The 21742-nt window shown below is 68.0% G+C and carries 19 protein-coding genes and 1 pseudogene; 10 read left to right on the forward strand and 10 right to left on the reverse strand.

What is annotated here, in order from left to right; all coding sequences use genetic code 11:
• Positions 1-234 precede the first annotated feature (234 nt).
• Positions 235-687: a GNAT family N-acetyltransferase gene (locus ACGF2V_RS00970; protein WP_362627159.1), complete on the forward strand. Its 453-nt coding sequence runs from the start codon at positions 235-237 to the stop codon at positions 685-687.
• A gap of 266 nt (positions 688-953) precedes the next feature.
• On the opposite strand, the gene ACGF2V_RS00975 is transcribed toward ACGF2V_RS00970, so the two are convergent.
• From ACGF2V_RS00975 to ACGF2V_RS00985, 3 genes and pseudogenes are all read right to left on the reverse strand, one after another.
• Positions 954-2336, reverse strand: coding sequence for a serine hydrolase domain-containing protein (locus tag ACGF2V_RS00975; protein ID WP_362705735.1), 1383 nt, complete (start codon positions 2334-2336; stop codon positions 954-956).
• Positions 2337-2448: 112 nt separating this feature from the next.
• A pseudogene (locus tag ACGF2V_RS00980) lies at positions 2449-2765 on the reverse strand (dihydrofolate reductase family protein); the annotation flags it as partial.
• An 886-nt stretch (positions 2766-3651) separates the two neighbouring features.
• On the reverse strand, positions 3652-4272 hold the full coding sequence (locus tag ACGF2V_RS00985; RefSeq protein ID WP_362705733.1) for a hypothetical protein: 621 nt from the start codon (positions 4270-4272) through the stop codon (positions 3652-3654).
• 201 nt (positions 4273-4473) lie between these two features.
• Between ACGF2V_RS00985 and ACGF2V_RS00990 the strand changes: the two genes are divergently transcribed.
• Positions 4474-4821 carry a hypothetical protein gene (locus ACGF2V_RS00990; protein ID WP_362705731.1) on the forward strand — a complete coding sequence of 116 codons (348 nt, stop codon included), beginning with the start codon at positions 4474-4476 and terminating at the stop codon, positions 4819-4821.
• A gap of 347 nt (positions 4822-5168) precedes the next feature.
• On the opposite strand, the gene dnaB is transcribed toward ACGF2V_RS00990, so the two are convergent.
• Entirely contained in the window at positions 5169-6641 is a 1473-nt protein-coding gene (gene dnaB, locus ACGF2V_RS00995; protein WP_389043626.1) for a replicative DNA helicase, read from the reverse strand.
• Positions 6642-7100: 459 nt separating this feature from the next.
• On the opposite strand from dnaB, the gene ACGF2V_RS01000 reads away from it, so the two are divergent.
• Positions 7101-8438, forward strand: a complete 1338-nt coding sequence (locus tag ACGF2V_RS01000; RefSeq protein ID WP_362705728.1) for an MATE family efflux transporter — start codon at positions 7101-7103, stop codon at positions 8436-8438.
• Between the two features lie 230 nt (positions 8439-8668).
• Here ACGF2V_RS01000 and rplI read toward each other — a convergent pair whose 3' ends face one another.
• The 4 genes from rplI to rpsF form a co-directional block, all read right to left on the reverse strand.
• A complete protein-coding gene (gene rplI, locus ACGF2V_RS01005) occupies positions 8669-9115 on the reverse strand; it encodes a 50S ribosomal protein L9 (protein WP_073790804.1) in 447 nt (148 codons plus the stop codon).
• Positions 9116-9133: 18 nt separating this feature from the next.
• Positions 9134-9370: a 30S ribosomal protein S18 gene (rpsR, locus tag ACGF2V_RS01010; protein WP_003967857.1), complete on the reverse strand. Its 237-nt coding sequence runs from the start codon at positions 9368-9370 to the stop codon at positions 9134-9136.
• Positions 9371-9412: 42 nt separating this feature from the next.
• On the reverse strand, positions 9413-9997 hold the full coding sequence (locus tag ACGF2V_RS01015; protein ID WP_362705725.1) for a single-stranded DNA-binding protein: 585 nt from the start codon (positions 9995-9997) through the stop codon (positions 9413-9415).
• A gap of 73 nt (positions 9998-10070) precedes the next feature.
• Entirely contained in the window at positions 10071-10361 is a 291-nt protein-coding gene (rpsF, locus tag ACGF2V_RS01020) for a 30S ribosomal protein S6 (RefSeq protein WP_015609864.1), read from the reverse strand.
• A gap of 270 nt (positions 10362-10631) precedes the next feature.
• On the opposite strand from rpsF, the gene ACGF2V_RS01025 reads away from it, so the two are divergent.
• From ACGF2V_RS01025 to ACGF2V_RS01035, 3 genes are all read left to right on the forward strand, one after another.
• On the forward strand, positions 10632-10946 hold the full coding sequence (locus ACGF2V_RS01025) for a hypothetical protein (protein ID WP_362627185.1): 315 nt from the start codon (positions 10632-10634) through the stop codon (positions 10944-10946).
• 277 nt (positions 10947-11223) lie between these two features.
• Positions 11224-12342, forward strand: coding sequence for a peptidoglycan bridge formation glycyltransferase FemA/FemB family protein (locus ACGF2V_RS01030; RefSeq protein WP_362627187.1), 1119 nt, complete (start codon positions 11224-11226; stop codon positions 12340-12342).
• Between the two features lie 176 nt (positions 12343-12518).
• On the forward strand, positions 12519-13550 hold the full coding sequence (locus ACGF2V_RS01035; RefSeq protein ID WP_362627190.1) for an alanine racemase: 1032 nt from the start codon (positions 12519-12521) through the stop codon (positions 13548-13550).
• Between the two features lie 128 nt (positions 13551-13678).
• Here the strand turns inward: ACGF2V_RS01035 and ACGF2V_RS01040 are convergent, their stop codons facing one another.
• On the reverse strand, positions 13679-15172 hold the full coding sequence (locus ACGF2V_RS01040) for a glycosyltransferase 87 family protein (protein WP_362705722.1): 1494 nt from the start codon (positions 15170-15172) through the stop codon (positions 13679-13681).
• Between the two features lie 101 nt (positions 15173-15273).
• Positions 15274-17568, reverse strand: a complete 2295-nt coding sequence (locus tag ACGF2V_RS01045; RefSeq protein ID WP_362705892.1) for a transglycosylase domain-containing protein — start codon at positions 17566-17568, stop codon at positions 15274-15276.
• Between the two features lie 153 nt (positions 17569-17721).
• On the opposite strand from ACGF2V_RS01045, the gene ACGF2V_RS01050 reads away from it, so the two are divergent.
• From ACGF2V_RS01050 to ACGF2V_RS01065, 4 genes are all read left to right on the forward strand, one after another.
• Positions 17722-17853: a hypothetical protein gene (locus tag ACGF2V_RS01050; protein ID WP_362705720.1), complete on the forward strand. Its 132-nt coding sequence runs from the start codon at positions 17722-17724 to the stop codon at positions 17851-17853.
• 511 nt (positions 17854-18364) lie between these two features.
• Positions 18365-19072, forward strand: coding sequence for a helix-turn-helix transcriptional regulator (locus ACGF2V_RS01055; protein WP_362705717.1), 708 nt, complete (start codon positions 18365-18367; stop codon positions 19070-19072).
• A gap of 61 nt (positions 19073-19133) precedes the next feature.
• Positions 19134-20216 (forward strand): inositol-3-phosphate synthase, encoded by a 1083-nt coding sequence (locus tag ACGF2V_RS01060; protein WP_362619355.1) that lies wholly within the window; start codon positions 19134-19136, stop codon positions 20214-20216.
• Between the two features lie 124 nt (positions 20217-20340).
• On the forward strand, positions 20341-21618 hold the full coding sequence (locus ACGF2V_RS01065) for an MFS transporter (protein ID WP_362705714.1): 1278 nt from the start codon (positions 20341-20343) through the stop codon (positions 21616-21618).
• Positions 21619-21742: the final 124 nt, after the last annotated feature.

Consider the following 21742-nt stretch of genomic DNA (forward strand, 5'->3'; position numbering starts at 1 on the left):
CCGCCCCTCGGCAGGGTCGTCGAACATCTGAAAGCTCCAACGTGGACCTCATGGCTCACCGATCGGCCCGGACTGGCCGCCCAAGCCTGGCGGCGGGGTGGGCGCCGCTGTCGTACGCATATCAGCCGGGCGGTACACGCACAGTCCGGGCGCCCCCGCACCGGCCATGTGAATCCACTCGCCGTCCGGTCGCCGTTCACGCATCACCCGCGTAGCCTGCGTAGCCTGCTGGTCATGAGCGATGTGGATATACGCCCCGCCACCCCCGCCGACCTTCCCGCCATCGTGGCCATGCTCGCCGACGATCCGCTGGGCGCCCGACGCGAGTCGCCGGCCGACCTGGCTCCGTACCACGCGGCGTACCAGCGGCTGGCGGACGACCCGAACCAGCATCTGATGGTCGCCGTTCGCGAATGCCGCGTCGTCGGAACCCTGCAGCTGACAGTGATCCCGGGCCTCTCCCGGCGAGGCGCGACCCGCTCGGTGATCGAGGGTGTCCGGGTCCACACCGCCGAGCGCGGAAGCGGACTGGGGACCCGGATGATCGAGTGGGCCGTGGACGAATCCAGGCGCCTGGACTGCAGTTTGGTCCAGTTGACGTCCGACGTCTCCCGGACCGACGCCCACCGCTTCTATGAGCGTCTCGGCTTCACCGCCAGCCATGTGGGTTTCAAGCTCGCGCTCTGACCCACGGCCCGGAGCCCGAACCGGGAGCCTCTGCCCGGAGCCGGCCCTGGAACGTCTGCCAGGAACCGGCCCGGGATCCTCTCCGTACCACGTCGGCGGCGAGCAATGCCTGGACAGGACCCCGAGACCCGCGCATTCCGCCGCGCAGAGGGAATGCACGCCCTGAGCAGGGCGCGACCTGTTTCACGTGAAACGCGGTGACCAGATCGCACGAGTCAATGACAATTCCACAAAGCGCGGCGATCAGATCACTCGAAGCGCTGTTGTCAGGCTCCGAGGCCCCGCCAACCGCCCTCGTCCACACCACCGGGAACCGCCGCCCCGGGATCGTACGGCTCCCGTGTGAAGACGAACGAGCCAAGGTCGAGGTGATTCACGCTGCCGTCGTCGTTTCGGACGACGCGCAGAATCTCTCCCGCGTAATAGCTGTCCCGACCCATCCAGGTGCCGTCCGGCAGAGCGGTGAACCGGGCCCCGCGGCCAATGCCTCGCAGCGGCTGCAGATCCAGCCCGCCGCCCGGTTCCAGGCGAAGGACATGCGCCCGTGTACCCCAGTACCAGGGGCCGGTCAGCGCGAGAAGCTCCGGATCCGCCTCCGGCAGGGGACGCCAGGGCTCTGGAATACGGGGCTCGGCCTCGGCGACGATCTCGACGAGGTCGCCGGCGACACCGCCGACCACCGGCCCCGACGTGACGTTCGTCAGCACGACGGCGGTCACGTCGTCGTCCATGCTGAACCACAGGGCGGCGAGGAAGCCCGGCAGCGAGCCCGTGTGGCCGAAGAGCGTACGGCCGTTCCTTCGCTCGATCTGGAGGCCCAGACCGTATGAGCCGTCCCAGTCGCCGGGCTGGGACGGCGCGGAAGGTTCGCGCATCTGTTCCACGGAGGCGGCGCAGAGCACTCGGTCATCCCCCTCGGCCAGGAAGGCCGCGAACCGGAGGAGATCCTCGGTCGTGGACCAGAGCTGGCCGGCCGGGGCCATCAGCCCGAGGTCCTCCGCCGGTTCGGGCAGCATGACGTCCGCCCAGGGGTGCACGGCCCATCCACCCGCGTGCGGTGCCCGGGGGTGAACGCTCGTACGGTGCATGCCCAGCGGCTCCAGGATGTCGCGCCGGAGCACCTCCTCCCAGCTCGCCCCCCGCAGCTGCTCGATCAGGGAACCCAGCAGTGTGTAGCCGGGGTTCGAATAGTGGTGGCGGTGGCCCGGGGTGTGCAGCTCCGTGCGTTCGCCGAGCACGTCGGCCAGCTCGGGACGCAGCGCGCCGGGAGTCCTCTCCCACCACGGCGCGGGTGACTCGGCGCCCAGCCCCGCGCTGTGGCCCAGGAGTTGATGGATGGTGACCGTGCCGACGCCCGTGTCGGACAGATGCTTCTCCAGAGGGTCGTCCAGGTCCAGCAGCCCCTCGTCCCGGAGCCGCAGAACCAGTACGGCGGTGAAGATCTTGGTGATCGAACCGACCCTGAACTGCGTGTCCGCATCAGGCGCGTGGCCGTCCACGCAACTGCGGGAGCCGCTCCAGACCGTTCGTCCCCGCCTCTGTACCGCGGCAACGAGCGAAGGGGTCCGTCCTTCCGACTGCGCGGTGGCGATTCGGTGCAGCAACGCGCGCTGCGTACTGGGAAGCAGGTGTTCGTGTGAAGAGGTCATGCTCAACAACTACCCACAGGGGCACAGTCCTGGCGAACTCGTTTCGACGCGGCGGGCACTCTGCCGCAGCGCCTCTCCGATGGGCCGGGGCAGCGGTCCGGCCCGCAGACCGTCAGCGCTTCCTGCTGTAGGTCCTGACCAAGGTGCCGTTGCCGAAGGAACGGACCGAGTCCAAGGCGAACTCGGTGACCGCGAAGTCCGAACGGAACATCGGCATGCCTGAGCCGTAGACCAGCGGATACGTCTTGATCACCAGCTCGTCGACCTCACCGATCAGCTCTCCGGCGAGCTGCGAACCACCGCAGAGCCAGATCCCGAGCCCGTTCTTCTCCGCCTTGAGTTCCCGGACCCTAGCAACCACTCACCGGTGATGAGCTCGACGTTCGGGTCGGGGGACTCTCCGAGGGACCGCGAGGCGACGAGCTCTCGCTCCGGCCGTTGTTACGCCCGGGGGTCCTCGCTTCGCCGGTACCGGCACATCGTGTCGGACGTGCCGCGTCGGTTGTCGGCGACCTTCTTCCCGTCGACGGTGATGACGCAGACCGCTGCCCGGAGCGTTCCATGGGGCCTGGGCTGCGCATGATCTCCCCTCGTGAATGAGCACGCGATCGTATTTCTCGGCGGGGCTGCCGCCCGATCCGGGACCGGGGCTCAGCGCGCTCAGGGCCGAACGCGCTGAACGGGGAAAACCGAGCGGCACGCAAGGGCCGGCCTGAGGCGCCGCCGGTTCGGCCGGGAGATCGGATCCGGCGACGCTCCCGGCGTTGATTTCGGCATGGTCGGCGGTGGCGTGGTCCAGTACCGCTCGGTCGGAAGGTTCCCGGCAGCGGCGGTGTTGGCGGAGACGGCATGCACCGCGGCGAACCGGACGGTCAGCGGGGCGGTCGGCGCGGCCTGGACGCAGCCGACGGCATCACACGAGCCGAGCCATATCGCCAGGTGCCGGGCTCGGTCGGCGCGGGTTCGCGGCTGCGACGGACAGGCAGACGACGGACAAGCCGAACTGTCGATGTGCAGCTTCCCTAGCACCTCGGCAGCCGCCTTGCGGGGCACAAGTCTCCCCAGTGATCACAGAACGTCGCAACTCCCTGATCGTCGGCACCCGTGCCTGTCCTGCTGCCGGGCCCCGCCATCGAGCCACGGCCTTGACCACCGGCGTCTCTGGGCGCGATCCGCACCCGACGAGCATGAAGTGCTGGGTGTAGATCGCTGTGACGTGAAGACGGGCAGGCGGGGTTGGTGCGGATCAGTGGGCGCTGCATTCGATGAGCAGTGCATCGGTGAGGACGAGTCGGGTCAGAGGGCGCTGAGCGGCTCAGCCGTGGAGAGTGACGTGAGGCAGCGGACGGCCAGTGGCGTCGAACAACGCGGCTCCACAATCGCAGCGCTCGTCGGCCAGGGTCTGGTCCGCCGACAATTCCCAGACCAGCATCTGCGAGCAGTTCGGGCAGTCCAGGCTGACCAGGGTCTCTTCGGGTTCCGAGCCCCAGGCCCGCACCGGGAGGCCCTGGTGCATCAACCCGGGCGGCACACGCTCATCGGTCAGCGCGACCAGTACCTCGTAGGTGTCGGTGCCGTTCTCCCACACCATGAGCGTGCAGCGGAGATCTGCCAGCACACCGGACAGATGATCGAGCTGACGGACCGGCAAATCACCGCGGCGCAGAGTCGGGTCGGTCTCGGCCGCTCGGTAGACGACGTTGGTGTCGACGTCTGTCGGCTCCGCCCCGAAGGCCTGTACTCGACCAGCCACGAACGCAGCCAGCTGGCCCGGGTAGTCCTCACCGGCCCAGTCCATCGTGAACATCACGCTGTCGACGTGAACCCCCCGGGCCCGTTCGCCGGGGCTCAGGACCAGCTCTTCCAGTTCTGTCACGACGATCACGCTATCAACTGCCTGGCGGCGGACGGTGCCGTTGTCGTGCATGACCGACATCAGCCTCTGCACCTACCTGCGCGACCTCTTACTCGCGGGCGAAGCAGCTCAACACCCTGCGGGAGAAGCCGGTCAAATCGCCGATCTTTTCGAGAGAGCGGTGCTGGTCGAGACAGAAGCGGGCCGGTTCAGTCCTCGGCAGGTCTCCCTCGCCCGCTTGAGGACCTTTCCTGTGGCTCCGGCGGGAGGCGTAGGGGCCGGGTGCTGATCGAGGAGGTGGCGGACTGCCTCGACACCGGTGCCGAGGATCTCCGCGGCATGTCGGACGGAGTTCTCGCGCTGACGGACAAGCCCGTGGAAGAGGTGGACATCAGTGTGGTCGGGGTCCGCACCGGGGAGTACGAGTCCGCCCAGGAAGCTGATGGGCGCATGCCGACTGACCGGTTTCGTTGTGGATGTTTTGGGCGGCGAGGAAGGCCGTGCTTCGACGTCGAGAGCCCGGGCCATTGCGGGGGTCCGCAGTGCGGTAAAGCGGACGCATTCCGTGCGGAAGTCGGCGTCGTGGATGCCTGGATGGCCTGGGGTGGCTTCGAGTGGGTCGTCCGCTGATCCGGCGGAACAGGTGGCAACGCGTGCTCTCCTCGCGGAGGCCAGTGCCAGGCGGTGTGCCGGTCTCGTGGCAGCTCTCTGCCCAATCCTCGGACGGCAGCAGACGCAAGTAGTCGAGGCTGCGGCGGCGCGCGCAGTCGATGGGGATCTCGGTGGCATCGAAGTGGTCGGCGAGATGGACGAGGGCAGTGACAACGTCGGGCCAGCAAGAGTGATCATCAAGCAGTTGGAGGATGCGGAAGGCATCGACTCCGTCGATCACGTTGCCGAGTTTTCGGGCGGCGGAATCGAGGGCTGTGCGGCTGTCAACCAGCAGCACGCAGGCAGCCGTCGCTGGGACAGATGGATCAGGTCTGAGCCATGTCCACAAATCGGGAGTAATGCCCCTGGAAGGCCACGGTGATCGTCGCCGTGGGGCCATTGCGGTGCTTGGCCACGATCAGGTCGGCCTCGCCCGCGCGGGGGGACTCCTTCTCGTACGCGTCCTCGCGGTGCAGGAGTATAACCATGTCGGCGTCCTGCTCGATGGACCCCGATTCACGAAGGTCGGACACCATCGGCTTCTTGTCCGTGCGCTGCTCGGGCCCGCGGTTGAGCTGGGAGAGGGCGATGACCGGGACCTGCAGCTCCTTCGCGAGCAGCTTGAGGTTGCGGGACATGTCCGAGACCTCCTGCTGGCGGCTCTCGGCACGCTTCGAGGAACCGGACTGCATCAGCTGCAGATAGTCGATGACCACGAGTTTGAGGTCGTTGCGCTGCTTGAGACGACGGCACTTGGCGCGGATCTCCATCATGGAGAGGTTCGGGGAGTCGTCGATATAGAGAGGAGCGGCCGACACGTCCGGCATCCGCCGGGCCAGCCGCGTCCAGTCGTCGTCGGTCATGGTGCCCGAACGCATGTGGTGCAGTGCCACCCGCGCCTCGGCCGAGAGCAGGCGCATCGCGATCTCGTTGCGCCCCATTTCGAGCGAGAAGATCACACTGGGCATGTTGCTCTTGATCGAACAGGCCCGTGCGAAGTCCAGTGCCAGGGTGGACTTGCCCATGGCGGGACGAGCCGCGATGACGATCATCTGCCCCGGATGAAGGCCGTTCGTCAGGGCGTCGAGATCGGTGAAGCCGGTCGGCACGCCGGTCATCTCGCCACTGCGCGAACCGATCGCCTCGATCTCGTCGAGGGCACCCTCCATGATGTCGCCGAGTGGCAGATAGTCCTCGCTGGTGCGCTGCTCCGTGACGGCGTAGATCTCGGCCTGGGCCGAGTTCACGATGTCGTCGACATCGCCGTCGGCCGCGTATCCCATCTGCGTGATCTTCGTACCGGCCTCGACGAGCCGCCGCAGGACGGCCCGCTCGTGAACGATCTCCGCGTAGTAGGAGGCGTTCGCCGCGGTCGGCACGGACTGCACGAGCGTGTGCAGGTACGGCGCTCCGCCCACCTTCGTGATCTCGCCACGCTTGACCAGTTCGGCCGCCACGGTGATCGGGTCGGCCGGCTCGCCCTTGGCGTAGAGGTCCAGGATGGCCTGGTAGACGGTCTCGTGGGCGGGGCGGTAGAAGTCGTGGCCCTTGATGATCTCCACGACGTCGGCGATGGCGTCCTTCGACAGAAGCATGCCGCCCAGCACCGACTGCTCGGCGTCGAGGTCCTGGGGCGGCACCCGTTCGAAGCCTGGAGGGCCCCCCTCCCAGCCGTCGTCGCCCATGCCGTCCTCGCGCCGGTCGGCGCGGTCACGGCCCCCACCGCGGCGCTGGCGGGACACGGGCAGACGGTCGCCGGGACCGGTGTCGGCCCAGTCCAAAGGCTCGGGAATGCTCACCGGGCCACCTCCTCCCGTCCGCTCCGCGGACCTCGCCGTGCCACTCTTTCTTACGGCACGGCACCGACAAACAAGACGCCCGACTCCGGTTCCGGCGCGTCGAGTTCTACAAGGCTTCAGGGCCGGAACAGGGTGCGGGCGCCGGACCACGGTAGGCCGCTCGGCACCGTCAGCCAATCTGGTTATCCACAGGGCATGTGGACGACAGACCAGATGCTGTGGAGAACTCCGCAGAACCTGTGCACGGAGCAGGGGACAGCACTGTGGACAAATTCATAGCCGCCCCCGCATCGACGCCCTGACCTGGCACTTCCCCATCCACCGGCTGTGGGAGAGAAAAACTTTTCAGGTCCACGCAAGATCACGACCAACTGCACACGGAGGAGCGCCGAGCCGCAGCATATGTAAGGACTACGTCTACATTGCGTCTATTACCTGTGGAAGATTAGATTGACCCCCATGACCCAGGCCCCGGCACCATCCCCGACCCGCCGTCGACGGCACGACCGCGAGATCATCTCTCTCGCCGTACCGGCCTTCGGCGCACTCGTCGCCGAACCGCTCTTCGTGATGGTCGACAGTGCCATCGTCGGCCACCTCGGCACGGCGCAGCTGGCCGGTCTGGCCGTTGCGGCCGCCCTGCTGACCACCGCCGTCAGCGTCTTCGTCTTCCTCGCCTACGCCACCACGGCGGCCGTGGCACGCAGGGTCGGAGCGGGCGATCGGGCCTCCGCGATCCAACAGGGCATGGACGGCATCTGGCTGGCCCTTCTGCTCGGCACATGCGTCGTCGCCGTCGTACTCCCCGCGGCACCCCTGATCGTGGACGTCCTCGGAGCCTCCGACACTGCGGCCCCCTATGCCACCACCTATCTGCGGATCTCCAGCCTCGGCATCCCGGCCATGCTCGTGGTGATGGCCGCCACCGGCGTTCTGCGCGGCCTGCAGGACACCAGAACCCCGCTCTACGTCGCCCTCGGCGGTTTCACGGCCAACGCTGTCCTCAATGCGGGGCTTGTCTACGGCGCCGGGTTCGGTATCGCCGGATCGGCCTGGGGAACCGTCATCGCGCAGGTCTCCATGGCCGCCGCCTATCTGGTCGTCGTAGTACGCGGGGCTCGGCAGTACGGCGCTTCGCTGCGCCCCGAGGCGGCGGGCATCAGGGCCAGCGCCCAGGCCGGCGTTCCGCTGCTGGTCCGTACGCTTTCGCTCCGGGCGGTACTGATGATCGCCACGGCCGTCGCCGCACGCCTCGGCGACACCGAGATCGCCGCACACCAGGTCGTCCTCTCGCTCTGGAGCCTGATGGCCTTCGCACTCGACGCCATCGCCATAGCGGGGCAGGCCATCATCGGCCGTTACCTGGGAGCCGGTGACTCCGAAGGCGCACGCCAGGCCTGCCGCCGGATGGTGCAGTGGGGCATCACTTCCGGGATCGCACTCGGAACGCTGATCGTCCTCGCGCGGCCGCTGTTCGTGCCCCTGTTCACCGGCGACCAGGCCGTTCAGGACACTTTGTTCCCGGCGCTGTTGGTCGTGGCACTGTCCCAGCCGATCGCAGGCGTGGTATTCGTCCTGGACGGCGTGCTGATGGGGGCTGGGGACGGGCCCTATCTCGCCTGGGCCATGATCGTCACGCTGGCCGTCTTCGCCCCGGCCGCCCTGCTCGTGCCGGTACTCGGCGGCGGCCTGACCGCACTGTGGTGGGCGATGACGCTGATGATGGCCGTTCGCATGGCGACCCTCTGGCTTCGCACCAGGTCAGGCAAGTGGGTGGTGACGGGCGCTACACGTTGAGCCGCCGGCATGTTTCACGTGAAACGCCGCGTTTCACGTGAAACATGCCGGCGGTTTGCGCCCACCAGCTTCGGGCACTCCGCGCGGAACCGGCCTCGCACGAGAACGGCAGCGATCAGCGCGAGAACGGCATCACCCGCGCACGGGAACAGTCACTCGGCACGAGAACGATGAAGGGCCGCACCCCGGCGGGGGTGCGGCCCTTCACTCTGCTCTGATGAGCTGCGCCCTTAGGCAGCGACAACCTCGATACCGAGCTGCGCGGCAACCTCGGGGTGCAGACGCACGGACACCTGGTGCCCGCCGAGCGTCTTGATCGGCGAACCGAGCTCGACGCGACGCTTGTCGACGTCGGGGCCACCGGCGGCCTTGATCGCCGAGGCGATGTCGGCCGGGGTCACGGAGCCGAAGAGACGGCCGGCGTCGCCGGAGCGAACGGCCAGGCGGACCTTCACAGCCTCCAGCTTGGCCTTGACCTCGTTGGCCTGCTCGATCGTGGCAATCTCGTGGATCTTGCGGGCGCGGCGGATCTGCGCCACGTCCTTCTCGCCACCCTTGGTCCAGCGGATGGCGAAGCCACGCGGAACCAGGTAGTTACGGGCGTACCCGTCCTTGACGTCGACGACGTCGCCCGCGGCGCCGAGGCCGGAGACCTCGTGGGTCAGGATGATCTTCATGAATCGGTCACCCTTTCCTTATCGCGCGGTGGACGTGTAGGGCAGCAGCGCCATCTCACGGCTGTTCTTCACGGCCGTGGCGACGTCACGCTGGTGCTGCGTGCAGTTGCCGGTCACGCGGCGGGCACGGATCTTGCCACGGTCGGAAATGAACTTCCGCAGCATGTTCGTGTCCTTGTAGTCCACGTACTGGGTCTTGTCCTTGCAGAACGCGCAGACCTTCTTCTTAGGCTTGCGCACAGGCGGCTTCGCCATGATGTTTCTCCTGTGTGATCAAGAAGTGGGGGTCGAGCCGCCCTAGAAGGGAGGCTCGTCCGAGTAGCCGCCGCCGGAGCCGCCGGAGCCGCCAGAGCTTCCGCCCCAGCCGCCTCCGCCGCCCTGCTGGCCGCCGGACGGACCGCTCGTGGCCCACGGGTCGTCGGCGGGAGCGCCGCCGCCGCCCTGCTGGCCACCGGGACCGCCGCCCCAGTTGCCGCCACCCTGCTGGCCGCCGCCGTACCCACCCTGGCCACCGCGGCCGGTGGTCTTGGTGACCTTGGCCGTGGCGTTCTTGAGGCTGGGGCCGACTTCCTCGACGTCCAGCTCGTAGACCGTGCGCTTGATGCCCTCGCGGTCCTCGTACGACCGCTGCTTCAGCCGGCCCTGCACGACGACGCGCATGCCTCGCTGGAGCGACTCGGCGACGTTCTCCGCCGCCTGCCGCCAGACCGAGCAGGTGAGGAACAGGCCTTCGCCGTCCTTCCACTCGTTGGTCTGCCGGTCGAAGATGCGGGGAGTGGACGCGACGCGGAACTTCGCGACCGCCGCACCGGACGGGGTGAAGCGCAGCTCGGGGTCGTCGACGAGATTGCCGACGACCGTGATGACGGTCTCGCCTGCCATGGTGAACCTCTCGGCGGGGATTGCTTCTGGCTGCTTGCTGCTACTCGGACCCGATGACCGCTGAGCGGAATGCTCAGTGGATCTCGGGGCGGAGGACCTTGGTCCGGAGGACCGACTCGTTCAGGTTCATCTGGCGGTCGAGCTCCTTGACGACCGCAGGCTCGGCCTGCAGGTCGATGACCGAGTAGATGCCCTCGGGCTTCTTCTTGATCTCGTAAGCGAGACGACGACGGCCCCAGGTGTCGACCTTCTCGACCTTTCCGTTGCCCTCACGGACGACGGAGAGGAAGTTCTCGATCAGCGGGGAGACAGCGCGCTCCTCGAGATCGGGGTCGAGGATGACCATCACCTCGTAGTGACGCATGTGGAACCCACCTCCTTTGGACTCGGCGGCCACGGTCGTTCCGTGGCAGGAGGGTCGTGATGCGTGGCATCGATGTCTCCGCGCGGGACGGTCGCCACGCCCTCCGTCGAGCGGGGACTGACATGCCGACCTGGGCAGACACCGGTGCAGATCGTACAGAGTACCCGCACACCGGCTTCCGGTTGAAATCCGTGGCTCAGGAGACGCAATCTGTACACATCGGGTGTGAGCGGTGCCACAATGCACCGCCTTTCGGCCAGGAGGTCCTCCATGGCACAGGCAACACGACCCCGTCCTCCCGTCTCCCTCCTCGCCACGGACGGCAGGCCCCATCCGCTCCAGGAGACCCTGGTGGCGGTGACGCTGGTCCTCGGTGCGCTCGCCTTCGTGACGGCGATGTTCCACAACCTGCATCTGATCAGCTCGTGGGCGGGACTCATCGGGATCCTCACCGCCGCGTACGGGCAGTACATCTCGGTGACCACACGCGAGAGGTTCCCGCTGATCGTCGGCCTGGGCGCGTCCGCCATCGGATTCTTCCTGGGCATGGCACACGGCGGCCTCTTCGGCGGCGTGGTGGGCTGACCCGGCACGGACGGCGCGGTGGGACAGCGCCGAACCGGCCGTGGCCGGCATGACGGTGACCCGCATATGCCGGGACCGCCCCGGGTCCGGCACGAAGAGCGGTACCAGGACCTGGCCGGTCCGTACCGGGACAGGGCTCGGAGGAGCCCCGCCCCGCGGGTACGGACCAGCCAGGTCGCATGCGGCCAGACGGCGCGCTCCCCGGTCGCAGTAGGCTTTCGGCGCGAGAGCCGGAGCCCCTGACCGATGGGGACACACCTGCCGAGGAGCGCCCCGCATGAGCCTGACCCTGAGGACCATCAGCCGAGAGCAGCATCTGGCGTACATCCAGAGTCTGCCCGCTGCGAGTCACATGCAGGTCCCGGCATGGGCGGACGTGAAGTCCGAGTGGCGTTCGGAGAGCCTGGGCTGGTTCGACCGGAACGAACAGCTCGTCGGCGCCGGCCTGGTGCTCTACCGTCAGCTCCCCAAAATCAAGCGTTACCTCGCCTACCTGCCCGAGGGCCCGGTCATCAACTGGTACGCCCCGAACCTGGACGACTGGCTCCGGCCGATGCTTTCGCACCTCAAGCAGCAGGGTGCCTTCTCCGTGAAGATGGGCCCGCCGGTCGTCATCCGCCGCTGGGACGCGGCCGCCATCAAGGCGGGCATCCAGGATCCGGACGTGAAGCGGCTGCGCGACATGGAGGCCACCCACATCGAGCCGCGCGCCTTCGAAGTCGCCGACCGGCTGCGGAAGATGGGCTGGCAGCAGGGCGAGGACGGCGGCGCCGGCTTCGGCGACGTGCAGCCCCGCTACGTCTTCCAGGTGCCCCTGGCGAACCGGTCCCTCGAAGACGTCCACAAGGGCTTCAACCAGCTGTGGCGACGCAACATCAAGAAGGCCGAGAAGGCTGGCGTCGAGGTCGTCCAGGGCGGTTACGCGGATCTCGACGAGTGGCAGCGGTTGTACGAGATCACGGCGGAGCGCGACCGTTTCCGGCCCCGTCCGCTGAGCTACTTCCAGCGCATGTGGACGGTCCTCAACACCGAGGACCCCAACCGGATGCGGCTCTACTTCGCTCGGCACGAGGGCGAGAACGTCGCCGCCGCGACCATGCTGATCGTCGGCGGTCACGTCTGGTACTCGTACGGCGCGTCCGCCAACCACAAGCGGGAGGTCCGGCCCTCCAACGCGATGCAGTGGCGGATGCTGCGCGACGCGTACGCCATGGGGGCCACCGTCTACGACCTGCGCGGCATCTCCGACTCTCTGGACGAGACCGACCACCTCTTCGGTCTGATCCAGTTCAAGGTGGGCACCGGCGGGCAGGCGGCCGAGTACCTCGGTGAGTGGGACTTCCCGCTGAACAAGCTGCTCCACAAGGCTCTCGACATCTACATGTCGCGCCGCTGATCCGCGTCGTCCCGCTGACGGAACCGGCTTCATTCGTTATCAATGGGGACGTCGCACCGGCACGTACCGCGGCGAACCCTCCGACGGATCCGGCGGGTTCCGCAGCCGGCTCGGCGGCAAAGCCCCGTACATCTCCGACACCCCCCTGCAGCCACCAGAAAGGTTCCGGACCGGCCATGGCGCTCTCCCTGTACGTCGACACCGCGCGCTGGCGGGCGCACCAGAAGTCCGTCCTCGACCAGTTCCCCGGCATCGTCCCGGTCTGCAAGGGCAACGGATACGGCTTCGGTCACGAGCGGCTCGCCGAGGAGGCCATCCGCTTCGGCTCCGACATGCTCGCCGTCGGCACCACCTACGAGGCAGCACGCATCAAGGACTGGTTCAGCGGCGATCTGCTCGTCCTGACCCCGTTCCGCCGGGGCGAGGAGCCGGTGCCGCTGCCCGACCGGGTCGTCCGGTCCGTCTCCTCCGTGGACGGTGTGCACGCCCTGGTGGGCGCGCGGGTCGTCATCGAGTGCATGAGCTCGATGAAGCGCCACGGAGTCAAGGAGGAGGAGCTCGGGCAGCTGCACGCCGCGATCGAGGACGTACGCCTCGAAGGCTTCGCCCTGCACCTGCCGCTGGACCGCACGGACGGCTCGGACGCGGTCGAGGAGGTCATCGCCTGGATGGACCGGCTGCGCGCGGCGCGGCTGCCGCTGCACACCATGTTCGTCAGCCATCTGCGCGCCGAGGAGCTGGGCCGGCTCCAGCAGCAGTTCCCGCAGACCCGCTTCCGCGCCCGTATCGGCACCCGGCTGTGGCTCGGCGACCACGAGGCGACGCAGTACCGGGGCGCCGTACTGGACGTCACCCGCGTCGCCAAGGGCGACCGCTTCGGCTACCGCCAGCAGAAGGTCGCGTCGGACGGCTGGCTGGTGGTCGTCGCGGGCGGTACGTCGCACGGCGTGGGTCTGGAGGCCCCGAAGGCCCTGCACGGCGTGATGCCACGGGCCAAGGGGGTCGCCCGCGCGGGCCTGGCCACGGTCAACCGCAACCTGTCCCCGTTCGTCTGGGCGGGCAAGCAGCGCTGGTTCGCCGAGCCGCCGCACATGCAGGTGTCGATCCTGTTCGTGCCCGCCGACGCCCAGGAGCCGAAGGTCGGCGACGAGCTGGTGGCCCACCTGCGCCACACGACCACCCAGTTCGACCGGCTCGTCGACCACTGACGTCCGGGAGGACAGCCGCTGACGCCCGGCGGCCCCCGCACTCCGGCCTGGAGGGCGACGCGACCAGGGCGGGGCGAAAGCACCGAGGGGCCCTCCGGGTTCGTTCCCGGAGGGCCCCTCGCCGCGTCTCACTCCGCGACCTGTCTCCGCTGAGCGGCCCGCTCCGCCCACGGCCCCGCGACGGCGACGACGTCCTGCCGCGGCGGACGCGCCGCGCGTCCCAGCACGAACGCGTCCCCGGCCCCGTCGAGCACGCCGCCGGACGGGTCGTCCGATCCGTCGCGCCGTACGACGTCCCGCTCCGGCCTGAGAACGTCCCGTACGACGACGGCGCAGAGGTAGAGCGTGCCCAGCAGGTGCAGGAGGATCGCCAGCTGGTACCCCTCCGTCGGGAGCCCCTGGTGCTTGTCCCCGCTCGTCGTGTACGCGAGGTACATCCAGATGCCCAGGAAGTACATGACCTCGCACGCCTGCCAGATCAGGAAGTCGCGCCAACGGGGCCTGGCCAGGGCGGCCAGCGGGATCAGCCACAGCACGTATTGCGGCGAGTACACCTTGTTGACCAGGATGAACACGGCGACGACGAGGAAGGCGAGCTGCGCGAAGCGCGGCCTGCGCGGAGCCGTCAATGTCAGTGCGCCGATCGCCGCGCACAGCACGAACGTCAGCAGGGTCGAGACGGTGTTGACGGTCGTGACCTCGATCGGGCTGCCGGTGCGCTGAGTGATGATCAGCCAGAAGGAGCCGAAGTCGATGCCTCGTTCCTGACTGAACGTGTAGAACTTCTTCCATCCGTCGGGAGCGAGAACCATCACCGGCAGATTGACCACCAGCCAGGAGCCCGCCGCCCCGAGCGTCGCCGCGGCGAACTCGCGCCATTTCCCCGCCCGCCAGCACAGCACGAAGACCGGCCCGAGCAGCAGCACGGGGTAGAGCTTGGCGGCCGTGGCGAGCCCGATGAGTACTCCGAACGCTCCTGCCCGCCCCCGGGACCACATCAGCATCGCCGCGGCCGTCAGCGCCACGGCCAGCAGGTCCCAGTTGATCGTCGCGGTGAGCGCGAAGGCCGGCGCGAGGGCGACCAGCAGCCCGTCCCAGGGACGGCGCCGGTGCGTACGGGCCACACAGACGGCGATGATCGCGGCGCAGACCATCAGCATGCCCGCGTTGACCATCCAATAGACCTGTTCTCGGTGCTGAAGGGATCCGCCCGGTGTCAGCCAGGACGCGACCTGCATGAACGCACCCGTCAGAACGGGGTACTCCAGGTACTGCATGTCGCCGGACAACCGGTCGAAGTAGGGCACGAGCCCGTCGGAGAAGCCCCGGGCGACGAAGAGATGCGGAATGTCCGAGTAGCAGGCGTGCGTGTACTGCGATCCGGTGCCCCTGAACCATGCCCAGTTGTAGCAGGGCAGCTTCTGCACCATGCCCAGTGCGAACATGCCGAGAGCCACCAGCGCCACGACGCCCACGGGCGTGGGTGACGTGGTGCCGAGCCGTGCCCAGCGCCCCGACCGTCCGCCGATCAGCTCGCTGCCGGCCGCGGCGATCTCGTCCTGGTGCGTGGGCCGTACGACAGGCCGTTCCTGGTCCACGCTCGTGTCTTCTGCGCTTGGCATGCCGCACATCCTGCCGTACGGGTGTGTGGCAACGACGAGGGCCGCTCGCACCACGTGGTGCGAGCGGCCCTCGTGCGACGGTCCGATGGATCAGGCGGGCGTCATCCGGCCGGGCCCCCGAGCCATCCGCCGGGCCCCCCGTGCCCATTGCCGTTGCCGTTGCCGTTGCCGTTGCCGCCGTTGTCGCCTCCGGACGGATCGGTCATCGACGGGCTGGGATCGGGACCACCGCCGTCTCCGCCGTTCGCGCCGCCATTGTTGCCCCCGCCGTTGTTGTTCTGACAGTTCTGATCCCCCGGGCTACAGGTCCCGGTCGGATCGGCCTGGGCCGAAGACGTGTTCGGTGTGGGCGACTGGGACGATTCCTCGTCCCGCGTGGGCGTCTGGTCCATTGTCGGCGTCGGCCTCGGGCTCTGTGCGCCGCCACCGTAGACCTTGTCACCGATCGGTGTCGGTTCCGGGAAGGACAGGGCCGGCTTGCCGCGCATCGCCTCCGCCATGTAGTCGTGCCAGATCTGGGCCGGGAACGAGGCACCGTGGATCGACTTCTCGCCGCCCGTGCCGTACATCTCCTCGAACTTGCGGTCCTTGTTGTTCTCGTCGTCGTCCAGCCGGTACATGCTGATGGCCGTCGACAGCTGCGGCGTGTAGCCGACGAACCACGCCGACTTGTTGCCGTCGGTCGTACCCGTCTTGCCCGCCACGTCACGGCCAGGCAGCTTCGCGGGGGTACCGGTCCCCCGCTCGACGACGTTCTTCAGTACGTCGGTGACGTTGTCGGCGATCGCGTTGTCGAAGGCGCGCTTGGGGGCGTCCTTGTGCCGGTAGATGGTCTCGCCCCGGTACTTCACCTCGGTCACGGAGAAGGGCTCGCGCTGCTGGCCACTGGCGGCGAAGGTCGCGTACGCGCCAGCCATGCGGATCGCGCTGGGCGAGGACGTACCGAGGGAGAACGACGGCACGTTCGGGTCGGCCATGTTGCGGTCGTCCTTGAGCCCGGCCTTGATGGCGACATCCTTCACCTTGTCGGTGCCGACGTCCATGCCGAGCTGCACGTATGGGGAGTTGGCGGACCACTGCATCGCTTCGCGCAGGGTGATGTTGCCCCGCGACTCATTGCCGTCGTTCGCCTGCAGCCACTGCTTGCCGTCCTCGTCGGTCCAGATCTGACCGTTGTACTCCTTGATCTTCAGGTTGTGGTCGGCGTTGTAGATGCTCAGCGGGGAGACCTTCTGACGCTCGGACAAGCCCTGATCGGGACCGAGCGAGGGATCGCGCTTGCCGTACTCCATCGCCGCCGCCAGCACGAACGGTTTGAAGGTCGAACCGACCTGCGCACCCGTGGGATCGGCGTTGTTGGTGTAGTGCTTGGTCGCGTCCTGACCGCCGTAGATCGCTTTGATGGCACCGGTCTTGGGATCCACCGACCCCCCGCCGAACTGGACGTGGGTGTCGGTCTTGGGACGCTGCTTCGGTTTGATCTTGTCCTTGTAGACCTTGTCGACGGCGGTCTCGAGCTGCTTGACCTGGTTCCTGTTGAAGGTCGTGTGGATCTCGTAGCCGCCCTGGGCGAGCATCTCCGCCGTCATACCCTCGATGTTGTTCAGGGCGTACGACTTGGCGAGGTCGACCAGGTAGCCGGTCTGACCGCCCAGTTGGGCGCTCTTCCTCCGCGGAACGGGCATCGGGAACTCGGTGTACTTGTCGCGCTCCGCCTGCGAGAGGCGCTTGTCCTTCACCTCTTCGTCAAGGATCCACTCCCACCGCTCCCTGGCCCGCTTGGTGTTCTTCGCCTGGGTGGCCTCCTCCGGATCCACCTCGGGGACGCCCGCCGGGTCGTAGTAGGTAGCACCCTTGAGCAGCGTGGCCAGGAACGCACACTCGCTCGGGTTCAGGTCCTCGGCGTCCTTGTTGTAGTACGTACGGGCCGCCGCCTGGATCCCGTAGGCACCTCGCCCGTAGGAAGAGATGTTCAGGTAGTCACGGATGATGTCCTTCTTGTCCGTCTCGTTGGTGACCTTGAGCGTGATGAAGAGTTCCTGGATCTTCCGGCTCAGGGTCTGTTCCTGGGACAGGTAGGAGTTCTTCACGTACTGCTGGGTGATCGTCGATCCGCCCTGGGTCTCGCCGCCGGTCGCCATGTTGAACAGAGCACGGGCGATGCCCATGGGGTCGATGCCCCAGTCGTCGTCGAACGACTTGTTCTCGGCCGAGATGACCGCGTTCCGCATGGCTTCGGGGATCTGTTCGTAACCGATGATCTGACGGTTGATCTCCCCGCCCGTGGCGACCATCTGCGAGCCGTCGTCATAGAAATAGACGTTGTTCTGCGCTTCCGCGGTGGCATTCACCTCAGGCTTGTCGACGAGCGCGTACGCGATGCCGGCCAGGCCCATGAGCAGGCCGAGAAAGCCGATGCAGAGGCCGGAGACGAGTTTCCACGACGGCACCCAGCGCTGCACGCCGTACTTCCCGGCGCGCGGGTAGTCGATGAAGCGCTTCTTGACAGGGCGCTGACTCCCACGGCCACGGCCCCTGCCCGGGCCTTCGTGTCCGCTGCCGCCACCACCGCGACGACGGCCTCCACCGCCGCCGCTCCCTCGGCCCCCGCCGCGCTGGGCGGCTCGTCGGGCCGCTGCACGGCCGCCGTGCGGGCTGTCCCCGCCGTGCGCACCGGATGATGACTCGGACGTTACTCCGCGTGACGGAGCGGCTCGGCGTCCGGAGGACTGCTGGGCGGCTCGTCTGGCCGCTGCACGCCCGCCACCCTGCGGTTGCGGCGTTTTGCGACGGTGCTCGCTCATGGAACGACTACTCCTCGGGCAGGCGAGAACGCCTGAAAGCGGCAGTTGAGATCCGGTCCCCCCGACTTACGGACCAGCCCGGCAACGGGCTCGTCCGCCACGCGGCCGGCTGGTCCGTCATGGCTGACGCGCGCGGGCGTCTCGCGGTCACCGGTGGTCTGCATGCCGCACAGACTACGCACGGTCAAAACCCTCCTAGGACCGAACTTCACCTCAAACAACGCAAGTCGGTGCCTACGAATTCGTGATGTGACGCCGTTCACCATGCCCACCCTTGTCGCGACGCGAGGGCCGATCTATCGTCGTGATGTATCGAGTCGATACATCAGCTCGGCACATCAGCCCCGCACAGGGCTTCGCGGAAGCACCGAGGAAGAAGGAGGCGAAGATGAGCAGGCGCTCCGGCATTCTCGAATTCGCCGTTCTCGGCTTGCTCCGCGAATCCCCCATGCACGGCTACGAGCTGCGCAAACGCCTCAACACCTCGTTGGGGATCTTCCGCGCCTTCAGCTACGGCACGCTCTATCCCTGCCTCAAGACGCTGGTCGCCAACGGCTGGTTGATCGAGGAACCGGGGCTCGCTCCGGCCGATCTCCCGCCCGCGGTCGGGCGTCCGGTCGCCCCCGCCTCCTCGCTGGCCGGGCGCCGGGCCAAGATCGTCTACCGGCTCACGGCAGAAGGTAAGGAGCACTTCGAGGAACTGCTCTCGCACACCGGCCCCGACTCCTGGGAGGACGAGCACTTCGCAGCCCGTTTCGCCTTCTTCGGGCAGACCGAGCGCGAAGTGCGGATGCGGGTGCTGGAAGGCCGCCGCAGTCGGCTGGAGGAGCGCCTGGAGAAGATGCGTGCCTCTCTGGCCCGCACACGCGAGCGCCTCGACGACTACACGCTTGAGCTGCAGCGGCACGGCATGGAGTCCGTGGAGCGCGAAGTGCGCTGGTTGAACGAGCTCATCGAGAGCGAGCGGTCGGGACGGGATCAGCGACGATCCTCGCCCGGGCGCGACGCTCAGCAGGACACCGCAGGAGAGCCGGACGGCCTGCCCCGGCGCCGGGCTGACACCCCGCCGGATCCGTCCGACGACACCTCACAGTGAGGTTCCCGCAGATCCGCGGGGCTTCATCGGGAACATCCATTACACACAGGGAGCAACCGGAATGGGTTCGGTTCGCGTAGCCATCGTCGGCGTGGGCAACTGCGCCGCCTCGCTGGTCCAGGGCGTCGAGTACTACAAGGACGCCGACCCGGCCGGCAAGGTGCCCGGCCTGATGCACGTCCAGTTCGGCGACTACCACGTGCGGGACGTCGAGTTCGTCGCTGCCTTCGACGTCGACGCGAAGAAGGTCGGGCTCGACCTCGCGGACGCCATCGGTGCCAGCGAGAACAACACCATCAAGCTGTGCGACGTGCCGAACGCCGGTGTCACCGTCCAGCGCGGCCACACCCTCGACGGTCTGGGCACGTACTACCGCCAGACCATCGAGGAGTCGTCCGAGGCCCCGGTCGACGTGGTCCAGGTCCTCAAGGACCGTGAAGTCGACGTTCTCGTCTGCTACCTGCCGGTCGGCTCCGAGGACGCGGCGAAGTTCTACGCCCAGTGCGCCATCGACGCCAAGGTCGCGTTCGTCAACGCTCTCCCGGTCTTCATCGCCGGCACCAAGGAGTGGGCGGACAAGTTCACCGAGGCTGGTGTCCCGATCGTCGGCGACGACATCAAGTCGCAGGTCGGTGCCACCATCACGCACCGAGTGATGGCGAAGCTCTTCGAGGACCGGGGTGTCATCCTGGACCGCACGATGCAGCTGAACGTCGGCGGCAACATGGACTTCAAGAACATGCTCGAGCGTGAGCGCCTGGAGTCCAAGAAGATCTCCAAGACGCAGGCGGTCACCTCTCAGATCCGTGACCGCGAGCTGGGCGAGAACAACGTCCACATCGGCCCGTCGGACTACGTGGCCTGGCTGGACGACCGCAAGTGGGCGTACGTGCGTCTTGAGGGCCGCGCCTTCGGCGACGTTCCTCTGAACCTTGAGTACAAGCTCGAGGTCTGGGACTCGCCGAACTCGGCCGGTGTCATCATCGACGCGCTCCGCGCCGCGAAGATCGCCAAGGACCGCGGCATCGGTGGCCCGATCCTCTCGGCGTCCTCCTACTTCATGAAGTCCCCGCCGGTCCAGTACTTCGACGACGAGGCCCGCGACAACGTCGAGAAGTTCATCAGGGGCGAGGTCTCCAACTGACGCGACCGGACACGGCGCGTCGCCACCGGTCCGCTGAGGAGCGGCAACGCCCCTCTCGTTCCGCACCGTTGAGGGTTCCCGGCATTCCACTCGGGGACCCTCAACGTATGTGACCCTTGATCACATGCCAGTCGTCGGTGATCTGCGCGTGCTCCTGTGCCTTCGGAACTTCCGTCGTCTGCTCGCCGTACGACTCCTCTCCCAGGCAGCCGACGGCGTCTACCAGGTCGCGCTGGCCTCATACGTCGTCTTCTCCCCCGAGAATCAGGCATCGGCGACCGCCATCGCTTCCGCGATGGCCGTTCTGCTGCTGCCCTACTCGCTCGTCGGCCCCTTCGCCGGGGTCCTGCTGGACCGCTGGCCGCGCCGCCAGGTCTTTCTGTACGGCAACGTGCTCCGCGCCGCGCTCGCCTGCTGCACCGCGTTCCTGATCCTCGGCTCGGCGCCGGAATGGCTCTTCTACGCCTCCGCGCTCTGCGTCACCGCGGTCAATCGCTTCGTACTGGCCGGGCTCTCGGCCGCGCTGCCACGGGTCGTCGACAAGGAGCGACTGATCCTCGCCAACTCGCTCTCGCCGACCGCGGGCACGCTCGCAGCATCGGCGGGCGGCGGCCTCGCCTTCGTCGTGCGACTGGTCATCGCCGACTCCGATGCGACGGTGGTGCTGCTGGGCGCCGCGCTCTATCTCGCCTCGGCCCTGACGTCTCTGAGCCTGGCCACCAGACTCCTCGGACCGGATCGGGACGAGCACCGGGTCCGGCTGGGGACGGCGACGGCCGTCACCGCTCGTGGGCTCGTCGAGGGGCTGCGTCATCTGTCGGAGCGGAGACCTGCCGCCCGGGCACTGGCCGCCATGACCGTGTTCCGCTTCTGCTACGGCGCTCTGACCGTGATGGTGCTGATGCTGTGCCGGTACGCCTGGTCAGGCACCGATTCCCGAGGGCTGGCCCTGCTCGGGCTGGCGGTGGGCGTATCGGGCGCGGGGTTCTTCTCCGCGGCGGTGGTGACGCCCTGGACGGCGGGGCGGCTCGGCCGGTTCCGCTGGATGGCGGTGTGCGCGGCGACCGCCGCGGTCCTCGAACCCACGCTGGGGCTGTGGTTCGTCCCCGCACCGGTGCTCGCCGCCGCGTTCGTCCTCGGGCTCGTGACTCAGGGGGCGAAGATCGCGACGGACACAGTGGTGCAGACCTCGGTGGACGATGTCTTCCGCGGCAGGGTGTTCTCCCTTTACGACGTGCTGTTCAACGTGGCCTTCGTAGGCGCCGCCGCGGTCTCCGCGGCGCTACTGCCGCCCGACGGGCGGTCGGTGCCCGTGGTGATCGGAGCGGCGGCACTGTATGCCGTCACCGCCATCCTGCTGTCCCGGTGGAGGCACACCGACAACGCGCTCAGGAGCCGGTAGGGGGGGGGGGGGGGGGGGGGGGGGGGGGGGGGGGGGGCGGGGCGGCCGCCCCCCCCCCCCCCCCGGGGGGGCGCCCCCCCCCCCCCCCCCCCGCCCCCCGGCCCCGGGGGGGGGCGGGCGCGCC

It is taken from the genome of Streptomyces sp. NPDC047982 (genome assembly GCF_043204165.1).
Lineage (GTDB): Bacteria > Actinomycetota > Actinomycetes > Streptomycetales > Streptomycetaceae > Streptomyces.

Bases quoted from the DNA above. Each gene is read 5' to 3' on its own strand.
- ACGF2V_RS01015 (WP_362705725.1), bottom strand. From the start codon at position 9,997: ATGGCAGGCGAGACCGTCATCACGGTCGTCGGCAATCTCGTCGACGAC.
- ACGF2V_RS00985 (WP_362705733.1), bottom strand. From the start codon at position 4,272: ATGTCGGTCATGCACGACAACGGCACCGTCCGCCGCCAGGCAGTTGAT.
- ACGF2V_RS01030 (WP_362627187.1), top strand. From the start codon at position 11,224: ATGAGCCTGACCCTGAGGACCATCAGCCGAGAGCAGCATCTGGCGTAC.
- rpsF (WP_015609864.1), bottom strand. From the start codon at position 10,361: ATGCGTCACTACGAGGTGATGGTCATCCTCGACCCCGATCTCGAGGAG.
- ACGF2V_RS00975 (WP_362705735.1), bottom strand. From the start codon at position 2,336: ATGACCTCTTCACACGAACACCTGCTTCCCAGTACGCAGCGCGCGTTG.
- ACGF2V_RS01055 (WP_362705717.1), top strand. From the start codon at position 18,365: ATGAGCAGGCGCTCCGGCATTCTCGAATTCGCCGTTCTCGGCTTGCTC.
- ACGF2V_RS00970 (WP_362627159.1), top strand. From the start codon at position 235: ATGAGCGATGTGGATATACGCCCCGCCACCCCCGCCGACCTTCCCGCC.
- ACGF2V_RS01045 (WP_362705892.1), bottom strand. From the start codon at position 17,568: ATGGGCCTGGCCGGCATCGCGTACGCGCTCGTCGACAAGCCTGAGGTG.
- ACGF2V_RS01065 (WP_362705714.1), top strand. From the start codon at position 20,341: ATGCCAGTCGTCGGTGATCTGCGCGTGCTCCTGTGCCTTCGGAACTTC.
- ACGF2V_RS01000 (WP_362705728.1), top strand. From the start codon at position 7,101: ATGACCCAGGCCCCGGCACCATCCCCGACCCGCCGTCGACGGCACGAC.
- ACGF2V_RS01025 (WP_362627185.1), top strand. From the start codon at position 10,632: ATGGCACAGGCAACACGACCCCGTCCTCCCGTCTCCCTCCTCGCCACG.
- ACGF2V_RS01040 (WP_362705722.1), bottom strand. From the start codon at position 15,172: ATGCCAAGCGCAGAAGACACGAGCGTGGACCAGGAACGGCCTGTCGTA.
- ACGF2V_RS01060 (WP_362619355.1), top strand. From the start codon at position 19,134: ATGGGTTCGGTTCGCGTAGCCATCGTCGGCGTGGGCAACTGCGCCGCC.
- rpsR (WP_003967857.1), bottom strand. From the start codon at position 9,370: ATGGCGAAGCCGCCTGTGCGCAAGCCTAAGAAGAAGGTCTGCGCGTTC.
- rplI (WP_073790804.1), bottom strand. From the start codon at position 9,115: ATGAAGATCATCCTGACCCACGAGGTCTCCGGCCTCGGCGCCGCGGGC.
- ACGF2V_RS01035 (WP_362627190.1), top strand. From the start codon at position 12,519: ATGGCGCTCTCCCTGTACGTCGACACCGCGCGCTGGCGGGCGCACCAG.